The following is a 20,597-nucleotide window of genomic DNA, read 5'->3' as shown; positions in this document are numbered from 1 at the left end:
GCGGCCACTTAGAGCGCGCGCCTAGGCCGCGTCCAATGCGCAGCCCTCCACCGTCACGCGATGCATGAGCCTGCGCTGGCCCGGGTAATCGTTGATCGCCTTATGCCAGGTGGCACGGTTGTCCCACATGGTCACGTCCCCCGCCTGCCACCGGATGCGGCAATGGAACTCAGGCCGCTCGCAATGGCGGAAGAGCATTTGCAGGATCGCGTCCGATTCCTCTTCAGAAAGCCCCTCGATCCGCGTGGTGAAATCCGGGTTCACATAAAGACCCGCCCGCCCTGAGAGCGGGTGCCGGATCACCACCGGGTGCAAAGCGTCCTGGGTGGCGGCGGCAGCGTTTCCAATGCGCCCGTCCTTTGCGGTCTCTGCCTCCGCGACCGCCACCCCAAAGGCGTGCCGGCTGGAATGCCAGGCCCGCAGGCCGCCGACGAATTCCTGCATCACAGGAGAAAGATGCTCGTAGGCCATGCCCATTGAGGCAAAAACAGTGTCGCCGCCGGTTTGCGGCACCTCTATGGCATGCAGGATCGAACACATCGCCGGGATGTCGTCGTAGGAATGGTCCGTGTGCCATTGCTCGCCGATCACCTTCGTCTGATCGCGGTCCTTAAAGACCATGGCGATGCGCGGGTGGCTTTCAACTGGCTTAAAGAAACGGTTGACGTTGATCGCGCCGAAGCGCTCGGCAAAGGCCAGATGTTCGTCGGGGGTGATGCTTTGCGCCCGGATGACGATGACCGAATGCTCGGCGAAGGCCTCGTGGATCGCCGCAAACTGAGCCGCGTTGCGGATGTCGGCACCGATGATCTCTGCGCCAAGCCCACCGGTGAGTTGTTTGATCTCCATGCGTGCCTCCACCTAACCGGGTGGATGGAACATCAGGACCCCTCATTTTGCAATACACCTTGGGATCTCATTCAAGCTTCAGAAAGCCAGAGTGATCCCGTCATTACTGCGGCGGCGGGATTGGTTTTGGCCTGGAGCAGGCCTTAGGGTGCGCCAAATCTCTTGCAAGAGATTTGCACTTTCCTTCCAAGGAAAGTGGGCCCGCAGGCCGGTAAGAGGTTGGGATAGAAGAATCATTCCGAGGCGCGCTGAAGAAACTCTTGGAAGAGTTTCGCAATTTTCTTGCAAGAAAATTGCGGCGCGCCAATGCCCGCTCCTGGCCGAACGCAGCAACAAATTTTGATTGCAACCACAGTCGTCCCGACGTCTCAAAGCGCCTTTGTCTGCCAAAGCCTGATGCCAATTCCGCCATGATCCACAACGGGACCGGGTGGCGCAAACGGCAGGCCGCTGGCCTTGGCCAGTCCGCCATCCGAGGTAATCAGAGCCACACGCCAGCCCTGAAACCTTTCCTTCATGACCTGCCCGAAGGCCCCGTAGAGCCCAAAGAGCGGCTTTTTGTTGCCGATCCGCCCGCCATAGGGAGCGTTTACGATCACCAGGCCGGGCTGGTCCGTGGGAGGTTTGGCGTCGCTAATCGCGGCGTGATGGAACGCCGCCAGGTGAGAAACACCGGCGCGTTCGGCGTTCTCTTGGCTCATCTTAACGGCGCCGGTATCGCGGTCAGAGCCAAAAAAGCGCGCCGGCGGCACCGGGGCGAGGCGGCGCTTCATCCGCTCGAACGCTTCCGGCGCGTAGCTGGCAAGCTGCTGGAACGCAAACGCGCGCGAGCGGCCTGGGTAGAGCCCGGCGGCAATCTCGGCCGCCTCTATCGGGAAGGTCCCAGACCCACACATCGGGTCATAGAGCGGCATCGTCCCGTCGAAGCCCGCCGCGCGCAGGAAGAGCGCCGCCAGGTTCTCGCGCATGGGGGCCTTATTGAGACGCAATTTATGCCCGCGCCGATGCAGCGCGTCCCCGGAAGAGTCCAAGCTTATCGTGACCATGTCGTCTTCGATACGCAGCTTGACCGTGAGCTCGGGGTCGCCATCACCAGAGCCGATGGCCTCGGTTATGGCGTTCTGCACGCGCTCGGATGCGGCGCGGTTGTGGTATATCTTGGACTTGCGGCAGGTGGCCTCGACCTCGACCGGCGTGCCGGGCCGCAACCAGTCGGACCAGGCCAGGCGGCGGGCGCGCTTGTCGAGCTGCGCCAGGTGCATGGCGCGGAACTCGGCCAGGCGCACCAGCACCCGCGTCGCACCGCGCAGCTGCAGATTGGCGCGCCAGACCTCGGTCCAGTCTCCCTGCACCGTGACCCCACCAGGGTCCACGGATTGCACCGCGAAACCGCCCGCGCGGGCCTCCTCGGCCAGATGCGCCTCAAGTCCCGGCGGCACCACGAGGAATATGTCAAACAGCACGCTCATCTGCGCTGGATAGCGCGGCTGGCGTGGCGTGGCCAGCGATCAGCGAGGGCGCAGCGGTACAAAAATCGCCGCCAAGCGCGACGATCGGAACGCTGCGGAACGTATGGATTTTGGTCCCGCGCGCGGTTAGTCCTTGAGAGGTGACGCCCAAGGAGAGAACTCATGCGCGAGACCCTCAGCATCGTGATGCGGATGGGGCATCTGCGACGGCTCTTCCCGCTTTGGCTCGTGGGGCTCGCCGTTCTGGTGCTTTGGTTCAGCACCTGGCTGCTCTTGGCGCTTGTGTATGGCGTGGTGATGCAATTCTTCGTCGAATATGTGATGCACCGCTTTCTCTACCACCGCGACCCGCCCGCCGAGCAGAGCGCCTTTAACGCGCTCTACCGCACGCATATCGGGCATCACGAGTTCCCCAACGATCCCGAGTTCTTCACCGGCGACGACCATTGGTTCGCGGTCCGGTTCGGGCTGATTTCGGTGCTCTTGCACTTGGCGGTGCTTTGGCCCTTCACCGGGCTCGCCTTCGCGGCGCAATTCGCTGTGGTGGCGCTGTTTGTGGGCTCGGTCTCGGCCTATGCGTTCTATGAGTTCTGCCACACGCTGGCCCATGTGAAGGTACCCAAGGGCTGGTTCGGGCAACGCGTCACCCAAAGCCATATGAAGCACCACTTCAACGACCACGAGACCACGTTCCATGTCAGCTTTGGCATGGGCTGGATCGACCGGCTGATGGGCACGACCTACGACCGTGAGGATGCCAAGACCCGCTATGACGGCGAACGCATCCTTTCGATGGGCATGGACCCCGAGGATCTGCGGCTGGTGACGGCGCGCAAGGCCTTTGGCATCACCCAAACGCCGCGCAGCAAAAGCGCCTAGGCGTCCTCGGCCGTCTCCACCGGCTGTACCTCCACCGCCTCGTTCAGGAAGATCCCGGGCGCGCAGGCCGGGTCGATCTCGACCGTGGCCTCGACGAACTGCGTCTCGGTGTCGGCCTCGGTGTCGATGCGGGTGATCGCGCCGCCGCAGGTCTCGCCCGTCACGCGTTCCACGGTGACCGCGCCGCCAATGGACAGCGCCGAGGCCTCTGGCGCCGCGAGCCGCCGGATCGGCAGGAACACGTCAACCGATTTCTGGTCCGGCTTGTAGATGCGCGCGGCGAGGGCGCCGTCCTGCACGCAGTCGCCCACGCTGGCCTCAAAGCCCACGAGCACGCCGTCATAGGGCGCGGAAAGAGTGTACTTGGACAGATCGATCTGCGCCGATTGCATGTCGAGCGTGCCGATCTCTAGCGCGATCTGCGCGCGTTTCAGCGCCGCCTCGGCGGTCGAGATCGCCTCTTTGGCGCGCTCCGCCGTGAACCGCGCATCCATGAACCGCCGCTCGATCCCGTCCATCGTGGTCTCGTTGATCAGCCCGCGGCCCAGCATGACGCTGTTGCGTTGGAATTCCTCCTCGACGAAGTCGCGCTCTTCCTGGCGGCGCAGGTCGTCGGCGCGGGCCGCGGCGAGCGAAAGCTCGCGCTCCTCGACCTGGGCGGCGAGCTCTGCCAGGCGCGCCTCGGCGGTCACAACCGCCAGCTCGGCGCGCTGCGCGTCCAGCCGCACCAACACCTGCCCCCCCGCCGCGCGGCGCGCGGTCTTAGCCGCATCCGAGATCTCCACGATGCACCCACGGGCCTCAAAGGATAGCCCGTCAATCTCGCTAGCCCGCACGGTCCCAAAATAGGTCTCTGCGTCGTCGGCGCCCGCGGTGAAGGGAACAAGGGCGAGCGCGAGGGCGGTCAAAGGCAGTCTCGGTGTCATGGCGGTCCTCAATGGGCGGCTTGTCTGGCAGATCAGGGGTAACCTTAGCGCCTTTTTGCGATTCGGCTATTCTTTAGACTTCCTCGCGGACCATCCGCCGGGTCAGCGCCCGCACGCCCAGATGCAAGAGCACCGAGAAGACGCCCAGCGTCAGCAGCGCCGCGAACATCAGGTCGGTCTTTGACCGCCCATTCGCAAGCAGCATCAGGTAGCCAAGCCCGCGCGAGGCCCCCACCCACTCGCCGATCACTGCACCGATGGGCGCGTAGACCGCCGCCAACCGCAGCCCCGAGGCCAGCGATGGAAGTGCGGCGGGCACGCGGATGCGCCACAGCACCTGGCCGGGCCGCGCCTGCATCGTGCGCGCCAGGTCCAGATAGCCCGGCGGGGTGCGCAAGAGCCCGTCCAGGAAGGACGCCGCCACCGGGAAGTAGACGATCAGCACGCACATCAGCACCTTCGAGGACAGCCCGAACCCCAGCCAGAGCGTCAGGATCGGCGCCAGGGCGAAGACCGGCAGCGCCTGGGTGAAGACCAGGACCGGCTGCACCAGCAGCCGCGCATAGCGGCTGGTGGCCAGCTGGATCGCCGTGGCGACGCCCACCAGCGCGCCGATACCCAGGCCGAGGAAGACCTCAACGGCGGTGATCCAGGCGTGCTCGGCGATCACCCAGCGGTTAGTCCACCAGGTCTCGGCCACCAGGGCGGGCGCAGGAAGGATAAAGCGCGGCACGCCGCTGAGCGTGACGATGGCCTGCCAGATCGCCAGCGCGAACGCCGTGGCGGCCAGGGCGGGCCAGGCTTTGATCAGGGCGCGGGTCACGCTGCGAGCGCCATCAAATGGCGCATCAGGTCCGCCTGGCACGCCAGCGTCTCTTGCGCGTCCACCCCGCGGGGGATCGCAGCCTTAGGCGGCGTCACCTCAGTCAGCCCCTCCGGCGTCATCACCTGCACCGAATGCCCCAACCGCGCCGCCTCGCCGGGATCATGTGTCACCACCAGCACCGTGCGCCCTGCGAGCAGCTCCACCGCTAGGTCCTGCATCTCGGCCCGCGTGCGGGCGTCCAGCGCCGAGAACGGCTCGTCCAGCAGGATCACCGGCTTGTCCTCCATCAGCGTCCTGGCCAGCGCCACGCGCTGCCGCTGTCCGCCGGACAGCGCATACGGGCGTTTCTGGGCGTGCTCATTGAGGCCAACGCGCGCCATCAGCCCCGCGAGGCGATCACGCTCCGTAGGATCGCCGCGCAGCCTAGGACCAAGGGCGATGTTCTGGGCTACGCTGGCCCAGGGCAGCAGCAGGTCGTCCTGCGCCATGTAACCCACCCGCGGCGCCACCGGCCCGCCATCGCTGGCGCTTATGTCGCCGGTGAACGCGGCCTCGGTCTCTAGCCCCGCCACCAGCCGCAGGATCGTGGACTTGCCCACGCCAGAGCCGCCCAGCAGGCAGGTCCAGGCACCCGGCGCCAGCTCCAGCGTCAGCGGCGCGAAGAGCCGCGCGCCGCCGATCTCCGCCCGGCCTTTGACCGTGATGCCGGGCGCTTGGCTCACGGTGTGAGCCCCATCTGCCAGAAGTTCACCTCTAGCTCGGTCGCCGTGCGGAAGGTCCGGCACAGGCGATCCCAGCGCGGCGAGGCGGTGAAATCCGCGCCCAGACGGCGCTCCAAGGCGCTGTCGAGCATCTCGCCCACCGCCACGCAGGCGCCTTGATAATCCGCGCCCGCATAGGTGCCGATCCAGTCGCCGTAAGTGTCGGATGTCTTCTCCGCCGCCAAGCGCGCGCCGATCTCGCCATAGCCCATCACGCAGGGCGCCAGCGCAGCCAGCAGATCCAGCAGATCGCCGCTATAGCCCGCCTCCAGCACAAACCGCGTATAGGCCAGGTTCTCGGCCCGCTCCGGGGTCGCGAAGAGCTCCTCTTGCGGGATCCCCGCCGCCGCGCAGATCCCGATATGGAGCTGCATCTCTTCCGCCACCAGTGCGTTCACCGTGCCCACGGCGGTGAGCATCTCTGCGTGGGTCTCGGCCTTGACCACCGCCAGGGCCCAGGCGCGGGAGAAGTGGATCAGGAACACATAGTCTTGCCGCAAGTAGTGCAGGAACGCCTCCCGCGGGAGGCTCCCATCCCGCAGCCCCTCCACGAAGGCATGGCGGGTGTAATCCCGCCACGCGTCGCGTGCGGCGCCCCGCATCAGCGGGAAGGCACGCCCATAGCTCATTGCCCCGCGGTCTCGGCTGTGACGTCGATGCTGATCGCGCTGACCGGGTTCTCGCTCTCGATCAGGCCACTTTCCACCAAGAAGCTCTCGAACCGCGCGTAGCGACCATGATCGAACCCAGCGGGGCGCAGCGCAAAGCGCGGCAGGGTGTCGACCCAGGCGCGCGCGTTTAGCTCGTCCTGCAGCTCGACCGAGGTCGCGGCGAAGATCTCCCAGCTTTTCTCGGGGTTGTTGACGATGAACTGCGTGGCCTTCTCCGTGGCGGCCAGGAAGCGGGCGATCATGTCGGCGTCCATCCGGTCGGGGTTGGCCACATAGATCAGCTCGTCATAGGGCGGCACGCCCTCCTCTTCGATGTAATAGCAGTGCCCCTCGACGCCCTCGATCTCCATCTGGTTCAGCTCGAAGTTCCGGAAGGCGCCGATCACGGCGTCCACCTGGCCGGACATGACGGCGGGGGAGAGCGAGAAGTTCACGTTGACCAGCTCGATATCGTCCAGCGTGATCCCGTGGGGCTTGAGCATCGCCGTCAGCACCGCCTCCTCGACACCGGCGACCGAGAAGCCGATCTTCTTGCCCTTAAGGTCGGCAAGGGACTGCACCGGGCCGTCCGCCAGGGTGAGCAGGCAGTTCAGCGGGGTCGCCACCAGCGTGCCCACGCGTTTGAGCGGCAGTCCCTCATGGATCTGCAGGTGCAGCTGCGGCTGGTAGGAGACGGCCAGGTCGCCCTGGCCCGCGGCCACAAGGCGCGGCGGGGCGGAGGGGTCGGCGGGGGCGATCACCTCGACCTCCAGGCGTTCCTCGGCAAAATAGCCGTTCTCCTCAGCGATGATGATTGGGCCGTGATCGGGGTTGATGAACCAGTCCAGCAGGAGCGTCATCTTGTCCTGCGCCGTCGCGGGCGCGGCGGCCAACAGGGCCAGTGTAGTGAGAAAGTGTTTCATTTTGATCCTCTGTTTACGAAGCGGAGGCTGCGACGAGAACAATCTCGCCAGGCCAATCGGGGTGAAGGGTTTCGGCAGCGCGCCAGGCGCGCAGACCGGTGGCGCAGGCCAGGGCAAGGCGACCCTGGCGGGGCGCAATCCTAGAGATGTCCTGCGGCGCGACGCGCCGCGCTGCGGGGTGTATCGGTTCCGGGGCCTCCTGGTGCCCGCGCAGATCGACGATGGTGTCCCCATCGTTGAGATCGGCTCGGGCGGCAAAGGAGAACCGCAGCTCAGGTTCGGGCGCATCATCGAAGCGGAATATGCTGGTGCGCAGGCTCATCGCGTCAAGATTGACGACCTGTCCAAGCGGCGAGGAGTGCCCGCAGGGCGCAATGAGCAACCCCAGCGCCATCTGCGCCTGCATCGCGCCGAGCATGCCCACCACCGGGCCAAGCACCCCTGCCGTGGCGCAGCTTGCGCCGCTCTCCGGGGCGTCCGGGAAGACCGCCCGCAGAGAGGGCGCTCCGCCGCAGAACCCGCCCACATAGCCGCTCAGCCCCAGCGCCGAGGCGCTGATCAGCGGCTTTCCCGCAGCAAGGCAGCTATCGGACAGGATGTAGCTCGCCGCATAGCTGTCGGCGCAATCGAGCACCAAGTCCGCCGCGCCCACCAGCGCGCCCGCATTCGCGGGCGTCAGCGCCTCAGGCACCGCCAGCACCGCAATCTCGGAATTCAGGGCTTGGCAGCGACGGCAGGCGATCTCGGCCTTCAAAAGGCCGACGTCCTGCTCGGAGAAGAGCGTCTGCCGGTGCAGGTTCGTCAGGCTCACCACGTCCGGGTCCACAATGGTGATTTGCCCCACTCCGGCGCCCGCCAGGAGCGGCAGCGCCGGCGCGGCCAGCCCGCCCGCGCCCACCACAAGGATCCGCGCCGCTGCGAGGCGCGATTGGCCTGCGGCGCCGACCTCGGGCAGGATCTCTTGCCTAGCGTAGCGGCTCACCTTGTCACCTCCAGCCACGCGCGCACCCGCGCCTCGGGGTCGTCGTTCAGCGTGATATCCGTGACTGCCGAGACGATGTCGGCCCCAGCCTCGAACACCCCCGGTGCGCGCTCGACCGACATCCCGCCGATGCCCACCAACGGGACCGCGCCTACGCGCACCTTCCACTCGGTGAGCCGTGGCAGGCCCTGCTGGTGCCATTTCATCTTCTTCAGGATCGTCGGATAGACCGGCCCCAGCGCCACATAGTCAGGCTCACAGCCCAGCGCGCGCTCCAGTTCATCCTCGTCATGGGTTGAGAGGCCCAGCTTGATCCCGGAGCGCTTGAGCGCCTTCAGATCCGCGTCGCCCAAATCCTCCTGACCGAGATGCACCCAATCACAGCCCAGCTCTATGGCCAATTGCCAATGGTCGTTCACCACCAGCACGGCGCCGTGGTCCCGGCAGAGGTCGCGGGCGGCGGCGATCTCGGAGCGCAGCTCCGTCTCGCCGCGATCCTTCACGCGCAACTGCACCAGTTTCACGCCCAGCGGCAGCATGCGCCGCAGCCAGTCCGCGCTGTCAAAGATTGGGTAGAAGCGGTCTAGGGTCGTCATGAGAGGAATGCCTTTCCGATCACAGGCGTTGACGGCGCGGCCATGTCGCGCGGCTCGATCGGGTCGGCCTCATGCGCCATCTGCCCGGCCTCGATAGCCCGCATCATGGCCACGGCCATTTGCGCGGGGTCGCCCGCGCGCGCCACGGCGGTGTTCAAAAGCACCGCGTCATAGCCCAGCTCCATCGCCCGCGCGGCATGGCTCGGCAGCCCGACGCCGGCGTCCACCACCAGGGGCGTGTCCGGGAACTCTGCCCGCATGGCCCGCAGCGCGTATTCGTTCGCTAGCCCGCGGCCGGAGCCAATGGGCGCGCCCCAGGGCATCAGCACCTCGCAGCCCGCCGCGAGCAGGCGCTCGCCCACGATCAGATCCTCAGTGGTGTATGGGAAGACCTGGAAGCCCTCGTCGGTGAGGATCTTGGCCGCCTCCACCAACTGAAACACATCCGGCTGCAGGCTGTCCGTGTGCCCGATCAGCTCCAGCTTGATCCAGGGCGTGCCGAAGACCTCGCGCGCCATCTGCGCGGTGGTGACGGCCTCTTTCACGGTGTGGCAGCCCGCGGTGTTGGGCAGCACCAGGACGCCCAGGTCGCGGATCATCTGCCAGAAGGCCTGACCGGCGCCGCCCGCGCCCTCGCGGCGCAGCGAGACGGTGGCCACGCCCGCGCCAGAGCGCCGAAAGGCGTCCTCGAGGATCGCGGGGCTGGGGTATTGCGCGGTGCCCAGCATCAACGGGTTGGGCAAGTTGGTGCCGTAGAAAGAACGCATCGCTCAGCCCCCCTGCATCGGCGCGAGGATTTCCACCCGGTCGCCGTCCTTGAGCGCGGTCGTCGCGCGCAGCCCCGCGGGCACGAAACCCTCGTTCACCGCGGTGGCAACGCGGCCTGACAGGCCGCGCTCCTCCAGCAGGGCCGCAAGGGTCTCTGCCCGCACCTCGCAGGTCTCGCCATTAAGGATGATCTTCATCGACCAGCTCCGTTCTCTTGTTCTCTAGCGCCAGGTCCGCCACCGCCTGCGCCACGGCGGGCGCCAACAGGTAGCCATGCCGGTAGAGCCCGTTGGCATAGATCGTGCCACCCCGGCGGCGCACGCGCGGCAGGTTGTCAGGAAAGGCGGGGCGCAGATCCACACCGATCTCAAGGATCTCGGCCTCGCCGAAGGCGGGGTTCAGCGCGTATGCCGCCGAGAGCAGCTCCAGCATCGAACGCGCAGTGATGCGCCCGCGATCTTCGCTCTCGATCATGGTCGCGCCGAGCATATAGACGCCGCCGCCGCGGGGCACGATATAGAGCGGCATGCGCGGGTGCAGCAGCCGCACCGGGCGGGTTAGCGTCACATCCGGGCAGCGGATCACCAGCATCTCGCCCTTCACGCCGCGCAGGTCAGTCAGGTGATCGCGGGCGGCCAGCCCGCGGCAGTCGATCACGTTGCTCAAGCCCTCGGAAGCCCGCTCGGGCAGGATCGCGACGCCTGCGTCGCGTAACCCTTGGGCCAGACAGGCCAGTGCCTGCCTTGGGTCCAGATGTGCCTCCTCGGCGAAGAACAAGGCCTGTGGGAAGCCAGACAGGTCGGGCTCCGTACGGGCGATCTCGTCGGCGCTGAGCCATGTATGCGCCTGCGTGCGGCGCGAAAACCGCTTGAGGTCGGGCAGGTCGCGCGGGTTGGCCACAACGAGCGTGCCCTTGCGCTCGACACATGTATGGCGTGCCCACCAATCCGCCGCCCGCTGGCCCAGGCGCAGCACGGGCTCTTCGGCGTTCTCATACTCGCACCAGGGCGCGAGCATGCCCCCCGCCCACCAGGAGCAGCCATGCGGGCCCGGCGCGCCATGCGGGTCAAAAACCCGCACTTCCGCGCCGCGGGCGATCAATTCGGTCGCCACCGCCAGCCCGGCAACCCCGGCCCCTATGACGGACCAGGTCGTCACGCGGGCCAGACCCGGTGGAAGTGATGCACGGGCCCGTGACCGGCGCCCACGCCCAGCCCGTCCGCCGCCCCGATAGCGCCCTGTAGGTAATCGTGGGCTTCGCCCACCGCCGCCTCAAGCGACAGCCCCTTGGCCAGACCCGCCGCGATGGAGGATGACAATGTGCAGCCCGTCCCATGCGTGTTCTTGGTCGCTAGGCGAGGCGCGGAGAACTCCGCCACCACCTCGCCGCCAGAGATCAGCACGTCGTGGCAGGTCTCTCCCGCGCCATGGCCGCCCTTCATGAGGATCGCGCGCGCTCCCATGGCGCCGAGCGCCGCCCCTTGGCGGAGCATCTCCTCGCGGCTCATCGCCTGGGGCTCGCCCAGCAGCACCCCCGCCTCCGGCAGGTTCGGCGTCAGCACCGTGGCCCGCGGCAAGAGCACCTCGCGCAGCGTCGCCACGGCCTCCTCGGCCAGCAAAGCGTCGCCGGATTTGGCGATCATCACCGGGTCCAGCACCACCGGCCCGTCATAGCCCGCCAAGGCCTCGGCCACCGTGTGGATGATCTCGGAGGTTGCCAGCATGCCGATCTTCACCGCCGCCACGTCCAGGTCCGACAGCACCGCCTCGATCTGCGCCGTGACCACGTCCAATGGGATGCCATGCACCGCCGTCACGGCCTTTGTGTTCTGCGCCGTCACCGCTGTGATCACGCTGGCGCCGTATACGCCCAGCGCCGAGAAGGCCTTTAGATCCGCCTGGATGCCCGCGCCGCCGCCGCTGTCGGAGCCTGCGATTGTCAAAGCGATGCGCGCCATATCGGCCTCCAAAAAAAGGCGGACCGGGGGTTGAAACGCGTTCTGCTTATGAGACCGTTCCCTCCGCCGGCATTGCCCGGATCAGGTTCGATGGGTTTACGCTTGCGCGAGTCTCAGCCCTGACGGGCACCCCAACGGTTAAGGGGAGGCGTATCAAGGCCCCGCCCCAGCGTCAACCAACCAGCGTCAACCAACCAGGCCGCGCGCAAACGGCATGCGCAAGAAACGCTGACCGCTTCGCGCGTTCGTGGTGATAGATGTTCCACAGGCACGGATTTGAGGGGGACCATATGGCCAAGACACTTAAGACGCCTATTCTGTGAGCATGGGCCTTGGCGGCACCATGACGACCCAAGGCGTACCGGATGGGTACAAGAACATCACGGTCCATGTCGCCCCGGTCCGCCCGGCCGAGCTCGTCGCGATCACCATTCAGCGAAAGATGCAGACCTCTTAAGGGACCGCGTCTGTTAGCTGCGGGATTTCCACCTCCCCCCGGCGCCACCGTGGCGCGGCCCCTATCTCTTCTTTCCGGGTCAGGCTATCACCGTAGCTGAACGCAAAGCCGCAAGACGAAGAGGTCAAAGATGAGCCCCACCGGCAACTGGTCCTACCCCACCGCAATCCGCTTTGGCGCGGGGCGCATCCAGGAAATCTCTGAGGCCTGCGCGGCTGCGGGCATATCAAAGCCGCTCTTGGTCACAGACCGGGGGCTCGGCGGGCTGCCGATCACGTCGGGCACGTTGGACCTTTTGGAGGCGGCCGGCCTAGGCCGCGCCCTCTTCGCTGATGTAGACCCCAACCCAAACGAGGAAAACCTGACCGCCGGGATCGAGGCCTTCAAATCCGGCGGCCATGACGGGGTGGTGGCCTTTGGCGGCGGCTCGGGGCTGGACCTGGCCAAGATGGTGGCCTTTATGGCCGGGCAGACGCGGCCCGTGTGGGACTTTGAGGATGTGGGCGACTGGTGGACGCGGGCCGATGCCGACGCGATCTATCCCAACGTGGCGGTGCCGACCACGGCGGGCACCGGCTCGGAGGTGGGGCGCGCCTCTGTGCTGACCAACACCGCAACCCGTGAGAAGAAGATCATCTTCCACCCCAAGGTGCTGCCCTCGGTGGTGATCTGCGACCCGGAGCTGACCGTGGGCATGCCCGCCGCGATCACCGCAGGCACGGGCATGGACGCCTTCGCGCATTGCTTGGAGGCCTTCTGTTCGCCCCATTACCACCCGCTGAGCCAGGGCATCGCGCTAGAGGGGATGCGGCTGGTGAAAGAGAGCCTGCCACGCGCCTTTGAGACCCCTGGCGACCTGGAAGCGCGGGCGCATATGATGTCGGCCGCGATGATGGGGGCCACGGCCTTCCAGAAGGGCCTCGGCGCGATCCACGCGATCAGCCACCCCATCGGCGCGCATTACCACACCCATCACGGCACCACGAACGCGGTGGTGATGCAGGCCGTGTTGGAGTTCAACCGCTCCGCCATCGAGGACCGCCTTGCCATGGCGGCCCGCTATCTCGGCATGGAGGGCGGATTCGAGGGCTTCCACGCTTACGTGGGGCAACTTAACGCGCGTCTGAACATTCCCGCGAGCCTTGCGGATTTGGGCGTCACTAGCGCCGACAAGGCGGTGCTTCTCGAAGGCGCGCTGAAGGACCCGTCCTGCGGCGGCAACCCGGTGCCAATGAACGCCGAGAATATCGGGGCGCTCTTGGATCGGCTGCTTTAGGGCCTGTGGGCAAACACCACTTTTGCACTGTGCCGGACCAGACCAAGGGGCCGCAACGTCGCACTCGACCGCGATCCCAATCCCACGCATAGTGGCGCGCGGGAGGATGCAAATGGGTGAGACGTACAAGGCCGATGTGGTGATCTGCGGCGCCGGGCTATCCGGGCTGGTCGCGGCCTGCGAGGCCGCCGACCGGGGCCGCAAGGTGCTGATGCTGGACCAGGAAGGCCCGCAGAACCTGGGCGGGCAGGCGTTCTGGTCTTTGGGCGGCCTGTTCATGGTCGACACGCCAGAGCAGCGCCGCATGGGCATCAAAGACAGCCACGCGCTGGCGATGAATGACTGGCTGGGCTCGGCGCAGTTCGACCGCCCAGAGGACGCCAACCCGCGCAAGATGGCCGAGGCCTTTGTCGACTTCGCCGCCACAGAGATGCGGCCCTGGCTGCAAGGGCTTGGGCTGCGCTGGTTCCCCGTGGTGGGCTGGGCCGAGCGCGGCGGGTCCTTTGCGCATGGGCATGGCAACTCGGTGCCGCGGTTCCACATCACCTGGGGGATCGGGCCCGCGGTGCTGCGGCCCTTCATCAACAAGGCGGTTGAGCACTCGAATATCGAGATCAAGTTCCGCCACCGTGTCACCGGGCTGGACCTTAAGGACGGGGGCGTCTCCGGTGTGACCGGCGAGATCCTGGCGCCGAGCACCGTCGCGCGCGGGGCGGCCTCTTCGCGGGATGTCACCGGAGACTTCCGCGCCGAAGGGCAGGTCGTTGTCACCTCCGGCGGCATTGGCGGGAATTTCGACCTGGTGCGCGCCTCTTGGCCCACCGATCGGCTCGGCACAGCGCCGCAGAAGTTCATCTCTGGCGTGCCCGAGCATGTGGATGGGCTGTTGCAGCAGACCGTCGCCCAGGCCGGCGCGCAGATGATCAACACCGACCGGATGTGGCATTACTGCGAAGGGATCACCAACTGGAACCCGATCTGGCCGCATCACGGGATCCGCATCCTGCCGGGCCCCAGTTCGCTTTGGTTCGACGCGCTGGGGCAGCGGCTGGAGGCGCCCTTCTTCCCCGGCTACGACACGCTGGGCACTCTGTGCCGCATCTTGTCCACCGGGCACGGGCATAGCTGGTTCATCCTGACCCAGAAGGTGATCGAGAAGGAGTTTGCCCTTAGCGGGTCAGAGCAGAACCCCGACCTCGCCGCGGGCAAGTGGAGCGCCGTGCTGCGCCAGCGCTTCTTTGGCAAGGCCACGAGCAGCGTGGCCGCCTTTAAGGAGAAGGGCGAGGATTTCGTGGTCGCCGCAGGGCTAGAGGAGCTGGTCGCGGGGATGAACCGGCTCACACCCGACGCACCCTTGGACGCCGCGAAGATCCGCGCCCAGGTCGAGGCCCGCGACGCGCAGGTGCACAACAAGTTCTCCAAGGACCTGCAGGTCACCGCCCTGCACGGCGCGCGGAGATACCTGGGCGACCGGCTGATCCGCACGACCAAGCCGCATAGGTTCCTGGACCCGGCGAACGGTCCCTTGATTGCCGTTCGGCTGAACATACTGACGCGCAAGAGCCTCGGCGGGCTGCATACGGACCCCACGGGCCAGGTGCTGCGCCATGACGGATCGGGTTTTGACGGGCTGTTCGCGGCGGGGGAGGCCGCCGGGTTCGGCGGCGGTGGCTATCACGGCTACAACGCGCTGGAGGGGACCTTCCTGGGCGGCTGCCTGTTCTCGGGCCGCGCGGTGGGGCGGGTGGTGTGACAAACCCGCCATTTTAAGCACCATTTTCATTAATCCATTGACCTTTGGGCACAAAGCGCCCATGTGCCCCCCAAGCCCGGCGTCCCTGACGCGTGAGCAGGTGGCGGCACAACGACCGCCCAGACCCGGCGCATAACAATAACAATTGGTTCCCATATCACGCAGGGGTCCGATGGAAGGCTGCACCTAGCGCAATCCGGCGCGCGCACCTTTCTCACCTTTGCCTCCTCGCAGGACGCGAGAGGAACAAACAGGGCGCCAAACGGACGCCCAGAGAGACACAACTTGACAACATTCGCAGAGCTCGGCCTGGCCGAGAGCCTGGTGTCGCGCCTTACAGAGGCGGGCATCTCCACCCCAACCCCGATCCAAGAGCGCGCGATCCCGCATGTGCTGGAGGGCTTCGACCTTATGGGCCTCGCCCAGACCGGCACCGGCAAGACCGCGGCCTTCGGCCTGCCCCTGGCGCAGCGCATGCTGCATCACCAGGAGAAGGCCCGCCCGCGCGGCGCCAGCGCGCTGGTCCTGGCCCCCACCCGGGAGCTGGCCAAGCAGATCCACGACAACCTCATGGCCTTCGTCGGCGGCGCGCATCTGCGCGTCGGGCTTGTGGTCGGCGGGCAGTCGGTGAACGCCCAAGCCAAGCGCATGGAGCGCGGGGTGCACATCCTGGTGGCCACGCCGGGGCGTCTGATGGACCTGATCGACCGCGGCGCGGTGACCCTTGAGCATACCGAGTACTTGGTGCTGGACGAGGCGGACCAGATGCTGGACCTCGGCTTTATCCACACGCTGCGCAAGATCGCGCAGATGCTGCCAGCGGAGCGCCAGACGCTGCTGTTCTCGGCCACCATGCCCAAGCTGATGAACGAGATCGCGGGCTCTTTCCTGACTGACCCCGTGCGGGTCGAGGTCTCGCCCCCCGGCAAGGTCGCCGACAAGATCACACAATCGGTGCACTTCATCTCGCAGGCGGGCAAGAAGGACCTGCTGATCGAGTGCCTGGACGCGCATCGCGAAGAGCTCGCCCTGGTTTTCTCGCGCACCAAGCACGGCGCCGAGAAGCTGATGAAGTCGCTGGTGGCGGCGGGGTACGCCGCGGGCTCGATCCATGGCAACAAGTCGCAGGGCCAGCGCGACCGCGCGCTGAAGGCCTTCCGCGCAGGCGAGCTGAAGATCCTCGTGGCCACGGATGTGGCCGCGCGCGGGATCGACATCCCGGACGTGCGCTACGTGTATAACTTCGACCTGCCGGACGTGCCCGACAACTTCGTGCACCGCATCGGGCGGACGGCGCGCGCGGGCGCCGCGGGCCGCGCGGTGGCGTTCTGCGCGCCTGGCGAGGCCGAGGCGCTGCGCGCCATCCAGAAGGTCATGAAGCTCGAGATCCCGGTTGCCAGCGGCACCCCCTGGGAGGGCGTGGAGCCCCCCGCCGGTCGCCGCCCCAGTGGCAAACCCCGCAACGGTGGCGGGCGCGGGCCGAAACCGGCGCATACGTCCGGTGACGGTGTCGGCAAGCCCAAGAGCAACAGCCGCCGTCGGCGGCGGTCCGGCCGCGGCAACCGTGCCGCCTAGAGGGGCTCGCTGGGAGCGGGTCTGCGCGCATGCTGCGTACAGACCCGACGCCGGCTTTCTGCTCCCACAATCCCAAAGTGACTGCGCGACCCAACCGCCCCCATTCGGGAGTGCGGTCTCGCGTTGATTTGCAGGCTTGCCTTTTGATTGAAATATGTGCTATTTGCACATTTATTCATTCAGAAGGACGGCCTATATGCTTAGATCTGCTGGTCTGCGTTTCCTCATCGTCGGTTTTCTTGGGTTGATTATGTTCATCCCGTTGGAGCTTGTCAGCGCCATCGTCTCGGAACGCGACGACTACTCCCTTCAAACCATCCGCGAGGTCAGCCGGGAATGGGGCGGGGCGCAGCTTATCAGCGGGCCGCAGCTTGTGATCCCGGTGCAGGAGCTTGTGACCGAGGAGCGCCGGCGCACCAAGTTCGACCAGGCAACGGGCGAGGCCCTGCGCGACGACAAGGGCGAGCTTGTCTATGAGATATTCCAAGAGGACGTGCTGAAGACGCGCGATCCGATCTATGTCTATCCTTAGGTCTTCGAGATCCTCATAACAACGCAAACGCAGACCCGTTACCGCGGTATCTTCGAGGTGCCGGTTTATACTGGAACCGTAGAGATGCGCTTTGACTTCCCGGCAGATGCCGAAGGCGTGCTGCAAGGCGCGGAGGTGGCGCAATGGGACCAAGCCGAGCTGCGGCTCTTTGTGTCATCGAACCGCGCGCTTAGGGGCGAGGCGCGGCTGAGCGCCGGGAACCAGGACTTCGCCCTAGAGCCTCTGGACCGGCGCGACGGGATCTATGCACCGATTGGCGACCCGCGCGGGCTGGGCCAGTTCGAGATGCGCGTGGGCATCAACGGCGCGCGGAGCGTCTCCGCCGCAGCGGTAGGCCGCGCCAGCACGATCAGTATCGAGAGTGACTGGCCGCATCCCAGCTTCTATGGCAGCTTTCTTCCCAACGAGTCCGAGATCACGGATACCGGGTTTAGCGCCCGTTGGGCGATCCCACATCTGGCGCGGGCGCTGCCGCAGATCTCGCGCGAGGACCCGGATGAGAGCGCGCGCGATGATGCCAGCATGGGGGCGCGGTTTTTTCAGCCAAATGACTTCTACCAAAAAGCCTATCGCTCGGCCCGTTACGGCATTCTGTTCATCGCGCTGACATTCCTCACGGTGCTCTTGATGGACCGCACGAATGCGAAACCCGCACATCCGGTGCAGTACCTGCTGATCGGGCTGGCGCAGGCGATCTTTGTGCTGCTGATGGTGGCCGACTCGGAGCAGATCGGCTTTGGCGCGGCCTATGCGCTTTCTGCCGGGGCGACCATCCTGCTTTTGGTGATGTTCGCGGCGACGGGGCTGAAGATGGGGCGGCGCGCCTGGGTGCTGGCTTTGCTGCTGGTGGTGCTTTACGGCGTGCTCTACCTGATCCTGGAGAGCACCGATTACGCGCTGCTTGCCGGGGCCAGCCTGGCGTTCGTGGCCCTGGCGGGCACGATGTATTGGACCCGCAACGAGGACTGGTACGGCGCCCCGCGTGACGGGTTGCCCCTTTGGCAAGGCTGGGGGCGACCCAACGCCCAGCCCCAGGCCCCGTCGCCCACACCGGAAACGCCAACCAACCCGCAGCAACAATCGGACAAAGAGGCCTAAGACGGCGGCAGCGCGGCATGTGTCGCGCGGCCAGCTCGCCAATTGCCTCGCCGGGAACACGCGCTAAAGTGGCGGCCACAGCTGAACGGAGTGTTGCAATGCCGCGCCTGCCTAGCCTGAATGAGAACGCCGCGCTCAGCGATCTATTCGCGCGGTTTCCCGGCAACGCCGCGCCCATCATCGCGCTTGTCGAAGAGATCATGCGCGGCGAGGGCGCCAGGGACATCGCCGAGCGCGAATTCATCGCGGCCTATGCCTCGGCGCTGAACGCCTGCGCCTTCTGTACCGGGTCGCATGTGATTTTTGCCGAGGCCTTCGGGATCGCGCCGGGGCTGATCGAGCAATCGCTGGAGGATCTCGACGCCGCCGAGATCTCGCCGCCACTGCGAGAGGTTCTGCGTTATCTTCAAGCGCTCAATGCGCTTCCGCATCGGCTGACACAGGCGGATATGGACCGCGTGCTTACGGCGGGCGTCAGTGAGGCAGCCCTAGTAGAAGCGCTGGAAATCTCTGGCCTTTTCAATATGATGAACCGGATCATCGAGGGCGCGGGTGTTGCGTTCGACCCACGCAGCGACCCGCAAAGCCACAGCGTCAACGCGATGCGGGGTGCCCCCCGCAACCACCACTACGTCTAAACCGGATAGGGCCCACTACTATGAACCAGCCGAACGATGCCGAGGCCAGACGCGCGATAGAACCGGTTGTGGTCTATCCGCCGGACACGCTGGACCCGCCGCCGATGGAGCTTTACCGCGCCGCGCGGGCGGGGGCATCAAGGATCGCCGAGCACCGGGCCGAACCGCGCGAGGCGGCCTGCTTTCGCGTAGCCGCGGGGCAGTTCTTTCGCATCAGCAGCGTCGAGGGATCGCAGGTCGGAGACCTGAACCTCTGGGCCGCGGATGACCTGAACGAGCGGTTCTTTTCGGGCAAGACACGCGCGCTGCATGGGACGCATGTGACCACGGGTGACCGGCTCTGGTCGACGATCCCGCATCTGCGCCCCATGGCCACGGTGACCGAGGACACGCTAAGCTGGTACGGGATCGACGAATATGGCGGTTCGGTCCATGACGTGATCGGCACCCGCTGCGATCCCTACACGCATCACGCGCTGTCGGGCGGCGGCGAGTATCACCACTGCTGCCACTCGAACCTGACCCGCGCCTTGGTGGCCGAGACCGGCGCCGACCCGTTGTCGGCGGAGCTTGCGGTGCATGACGTGCTGAACGTGTTCATGTGCACCGGCTTCACGCGGGACACGGGGCAGTATTTCATGAAAGCCTCGCCGGTGCGCCCGGGCGACTACATTGAGTTATTTGCGGAGATCGACCTTCTCGGCGCGCTCAGCGCCTGCCCTGGCGGGGACTGCTCGACCGGGCATTCCAGTGACGCCGCGCAATGCCACCCGCTGTTGATTGAGGTCTTCGCGCCTGCGGACGGGGCCCTGACCGGCTGGTCTTCACCGCCGCGGAACGGGTATTCGCGCAACCACGGCTTGTGAGGGGGCCGAATTTCTTGGAGAAATTCGAGCCCTTTTCTTTCTAAGAAAAGGCCGCCTCCAAAGCGATTTCGACCATGTCTCCAAAGCTGCGCTCGCGCTGATCGGACGGCAATTCTTCCTTTGTAATCAGGTGGTCAGACACGGTCAGCACAGCCAGCGCCCGCACGCCGAAACGCGCGGCCAGGGTGTAAAGCTCGGCGGCCTCCATCTCGACGCAGAGAATACCGTGGCGGGTCATCTCGGCGTTCAAATCGGGGCGCTCGTCATAGAACGTATCCGATGAGTAAATCCCGCCGACATGGGTCACCACGCCCCTCTTCGCTGCCGCCTCAACCGCCGCGCGCAGCAAGCCGAAATCGGCGCAGGGGGCGTAGTTGAACTCGCGAAAGATCGTGCTGGAGGGCGTCGCCACGGTCGAGGACGTCATGGCGATCACCACGTCGCGCAGCTTGACATGCTCTTGCATCGCGCCCGTAGACCCTATTCGGATCAGGGTCTTAGCACCGTAGTCGCGGATCAGTTCGTTGGCGTAGATCGACAGCGAGGGCATCCCCATGCCCGATCCCTGGATCGTCACGCGGTTGCCGCGCCAGGTGCCGGTAAAGCCCAGCATGCCCCTGACCTCGTTGACCAAAACGGCGTCCTCCAGGAACGTCTCCGCCGCCCATTTTGCGCGGTAGGGATCGCCCGGCATCAACACGGTCTCGGCGATTTCGCCGGGCTGCGCCCCGATGTGAATGGTCATCTCGCCTCGCAGATTTGGGTGTCGGTATCACGTCGGTATAGCGTCGGCA

20 protein-coding genes, 1 pseudogene and 1 riboswitch are annotated in these 20,597 nt (G+C 66.2%); of the genes and pseudogenes, 7 read left to right on the top strand and 14 right to left on the bottom strand.

Annotated features, from left to right (window positions below):
* Positions 1 to 21: 21 nt before the first annotated feature.
* The gene (locus AIOL_RS21970; protein ID WP_049645611.1) at positions 22 to 849 is read right to left on the bottom strand and encodes a TauD/TfdA dioxygenase family protein; all 828 of its coding nucleotides are present in this window, start codon (positions 847 to 849) and stop codon (positions 22 to 24) included.
* 368 nt (positions 850 to 1,217) lie between these two features.
* A complete protein-coding gene (locus AIOL_RS21965) occupies positions 1,218 to 2,318 on the bottom strand; it encodes a THUMP domain-containing class I SAM-dependent RNA methyltransferase (RefSeq protein WP_049644948.1) in 1,101 nt (366 codons plus the stop codon).
* Positions 2,319 to 2,480: 162 nt separating this feature from the next.
* Between AIOL_RS21965 and AIOL_RS21960 the strand changes: the two genes are divergently transcribed.
* Positions 2,481 to 3,197 carry a sterol desaturase family protein gene (locus AIOL_RS21960; protein WP_049644947.1) on the top strand — a complete coding sequence of 239 codons (717 nt, stop codon included), beginning with the start codon at positions 2,481 to 2,483 and terminating at the stop codon, positions 3,195 to 3,197.
* On the opposite strand, the gene AIOL_RS21955 is transcribed toward AIOL_RS21960, so the two are convergent.
* The 11 genes from AIOL_RS21955 to thiD form a co-directional block, all read right to left on the bottom strand.
* Complete coding sequence (locus AIOL_RS21955) at positions 3,194 to 4,123, bottom strand: HlyD family efflux transporter periplasmic adaptor subunit (protein ID WP_152912641.1); 930 nt, start codon at positions 4,121 to 4,123, stop codon at positions 3,194 to 3,196. The two genes, AIOL_RS21960 and AIOL_RS21955, sit on opposite strands and share 4 nt — an antisense overlap.
* A gap of 73 nt (positions 4,124 to 4,196) precedes the next feature.
* The gene (locus AIOL_RS21950; RefSeq protein ID WP_394298930.1) at positions 4,197 to 4,946 is read right to left on the bottom strand and encodes an ABC transporter permease; all 750 of its coding nucleotides are present in this window, start codon (positions 4,944 to 4,946) and stop codon (positions 4,197 to 4,199) included.
* The gene (locus AIOL_RS21945; protein ID WP_049644945.1) at positions 4,943 to 5,671 is read right to left on the bottom strand and encodes an ABC transporter ATP-binding protein; all 729 of its coding nucleotides are present in this window, start codon (positions 5,669 to 5,671) and stop codon (positions 4,943 to 4,945) included. The genes AIOL_RS21950 and AIOL_RS21945 overlap by 4 nt, the downstream gene beginning before the upstream one ends.
* Entirely contained in the window at positions 5,668 to 6,339 is a 672-nt protein-coding gene (gene tenA / locus AIOL_RS21940; RefSeq protein WP_049644944.1) for a thiaminase II, read from the bottom strand. The genes AIOL_RS21945 and tenA overlap by 4 nt, the downstream gene beginning before the upstream one ends.
* Positions 6,336 to 7,283, bottom strand: coding sequence for an ABC transporter substrate-binding protein (locus AIOL_RS21935; RefSeq protein ID WP_049644943.1), 948 nt, complete (start codon positions 7,281 to 7,283; stop codon positions 6,336 to 6,338). The genes tenA and AIOL_RS21935 overlap by 4 nt, the downstream gene beginning before the upstream one ends.
* A 13-nt stretch (positions 7,284 to 7,296) precedes the next feature.
* Complete coding sequence (locus AIOL_RS21930) at positions 7,297 to 8,265, bottom strand: HesA/MoeB/ThiF family protein (protein WP_082152835.1); 969 nt, start codon at positions 8,263 to 8,265, stop codon at positions 7,297 to 7,299.
* Complete coding sequence (locus tag AIOL_RS21925; RefSeq protein ID WP_049644941.1) at positions 8,262 to 8,861, bottom strand: thiamine phosphate synthase; 600 nt, start codon at positions 8,859 to 8,861, stop codon at positions 8,262 to 8,264. Before AIOL_RS21925 ends, AIOL_RS21930 begins: the two co-directional genes overlap by 4 nt.
* A complete protein-coding gene (locus AIOL_RS21920) occupies positions 8,858 to 9,628 on the bottom strand; it encodes a thiazole synthase (RefSeq protein WP_049644940.1) in 771 nt (256 codons plus the stop codon). The genes AIOL_RS21925 and AIOL_RS21920 overlap by 4 nt, the downstream gene beginning before the upstream one ends.
* Positions 9,629 to 9,631: 3 nt before the next feature.
* Complete coding sequence (thiS, locus tag AIOL_RS21915; RefSeq protein WP_049644939.1) at positions 9,632 to 9,826, bottom strand: sulfur carrier protein ThiS; 195 nt, start codon at positions 9,824 to 9,826, stop codon at positions 9,632 to 9,634.
* Positions 9,810 to 10,787: a glycine oxidase ThiO gene (gene thiO / locus AIOL_RS21910; protein ID WP_049644938.1), complete on the bottom strand. Its 978-nt coding sequence runs from the start codon at positions 10,785 to 10,787 to the stop codon at positions 9,810 to 9,812. Before thiO ends, thiS begins: the two co-directional genes overlap by 17 nt.
* Entirely contained in the window at positions 10,784 to 11,587 is an 804-nt protein-coding gene (gene thiD / locus AIOL_RS21905; protein WP_049644937.1) for a bifunctional hydroxymethylpyrimidine kinase/phosphomethylpyrimidine kinase, read from the bottom strand. Before thiD ends, thiO begins: the two co-directional genes overlap by 4 nt.
* A 41-nt stretch (positions 11,588 to 11,628) precedes the next feature.
* Positions 11,629 to 11,731: riboswitch (TPP riboswitch) on the bottom strand.
* Between the two features lie 443 nt (positions 11,732 to 12,174).
* On the opposite strand from thiD, the gene AIOL_RS21900 reads away from it, so the two are divergent.
* The 6 genes and pseudogenes from AIOL_RS21900 (at position 12,175) to AIOL_RS21875 (ending at position 19,803) form a co-directional block, all read left to right on the top strand.
* A complete protein-coding gene (locus AIOL_RS21900; RefSeq protein ID WP_049644936.1) occupies positions 12,175 to 13,320 on the top strand; it encodes an iron-containing alcohol dehydrogenase in 1,146 nt (381 codons plus the stop codon).
* A 112-nt stretch (positions 13,321 to 13,432) separates the two neighbouring features.
* Positions 13,433 to 15,073 (top strand): FAD-binding dehydrogenase, encoded by a 1,641-nt coding sequence (locus tag AIOL_RS21895; RefSeq protein WP_049645609.1) that lies wholly within the window; start codon positions 13,433 to 13,435, stop codon positions 15,071 to 15,073.
* 285 nt (positions 15,074 to 15,358) lie between these two features.
* Complete coding sequence (locus AIOL_RS21890; protein ID WP_049644935.1) at positions 15,359 to 16,648, top strand: DEAD/DEAH box helicase; 1,290 nt, start codon at positions 15,359 to 15,361, stop codon at positions 16,646 to 16,648.
* A gap of 154 nt (positions 16,649 to 16,802) precedes the next feature.
* A pseudogene (creD, locus tag AIOL_RS21885) lies at positions 16,803 to 18,299 on the top strand (cell envelope integrity protein CreD).
* Between the two features lie 98 nt (positions 18,300 to 18,397).
* Complete coding sequence (locus AIOL_RS21880) at positions 18,398 to 18,937, top strand: carboxymuconolactone decarboxylase family protein (protein WP_049644934.1); 540 nt, start codon at positions 18,398 to 18,400, stop codon at positions 18,935 to 18,937.
* A gap of 20 nt (positions 18,938 to 18,957) precedes the next feature.
* Positions 18,958 to 19,803 (top strand): urea carboxylase-associated family protein, encoded by an 846-nt coding sequence (locus AIOL_RS21875; RefSeq protein WP_049644933.1) that lies wholly within the window; start codon positions 18,958 to 18,960, stop codon positions 19,801 to 19,803.
* A 40-nt stretch (positions 19,804 to 19,843) separates the two neighbouring features.
* On the opposite strand, the gene deoD is transcribed toward AIOL_RS21875, so the two are convergent.
* Positions 19,844 to 20,548 carry a purine-nucleoside phosphorylase gene (gene deoD, locus AIOL_RS21870; RefSeq protein WP_049644932.1) on the bottom strand — a complete coding sequence of 235 codons (705 nt, stop codon included), beginning with the start codon at positions 20,546 to 20,548 and terminating at the stop codon, positions 19,844 to 19,846.
* Positions 20,549 to 20,597: the final 49 nt, after the last annotated feature.

It is taken from the genome of Candidatus Rhodobacter oscarellae, from assembly GCF_001078595.1.
In the GTDB taxonomy this organism is placed as follows: domain Bacteria; phylum Pseudomonadota; class Alphaproteobacteria; order Rhodobacterales; family Rhodobacteraceae; genus Rhodobacter_B; species Rhodobacter_B oscarellae.
This window is presented reverse-complemented; position numbering and strand designations above follow the sequence as displayed.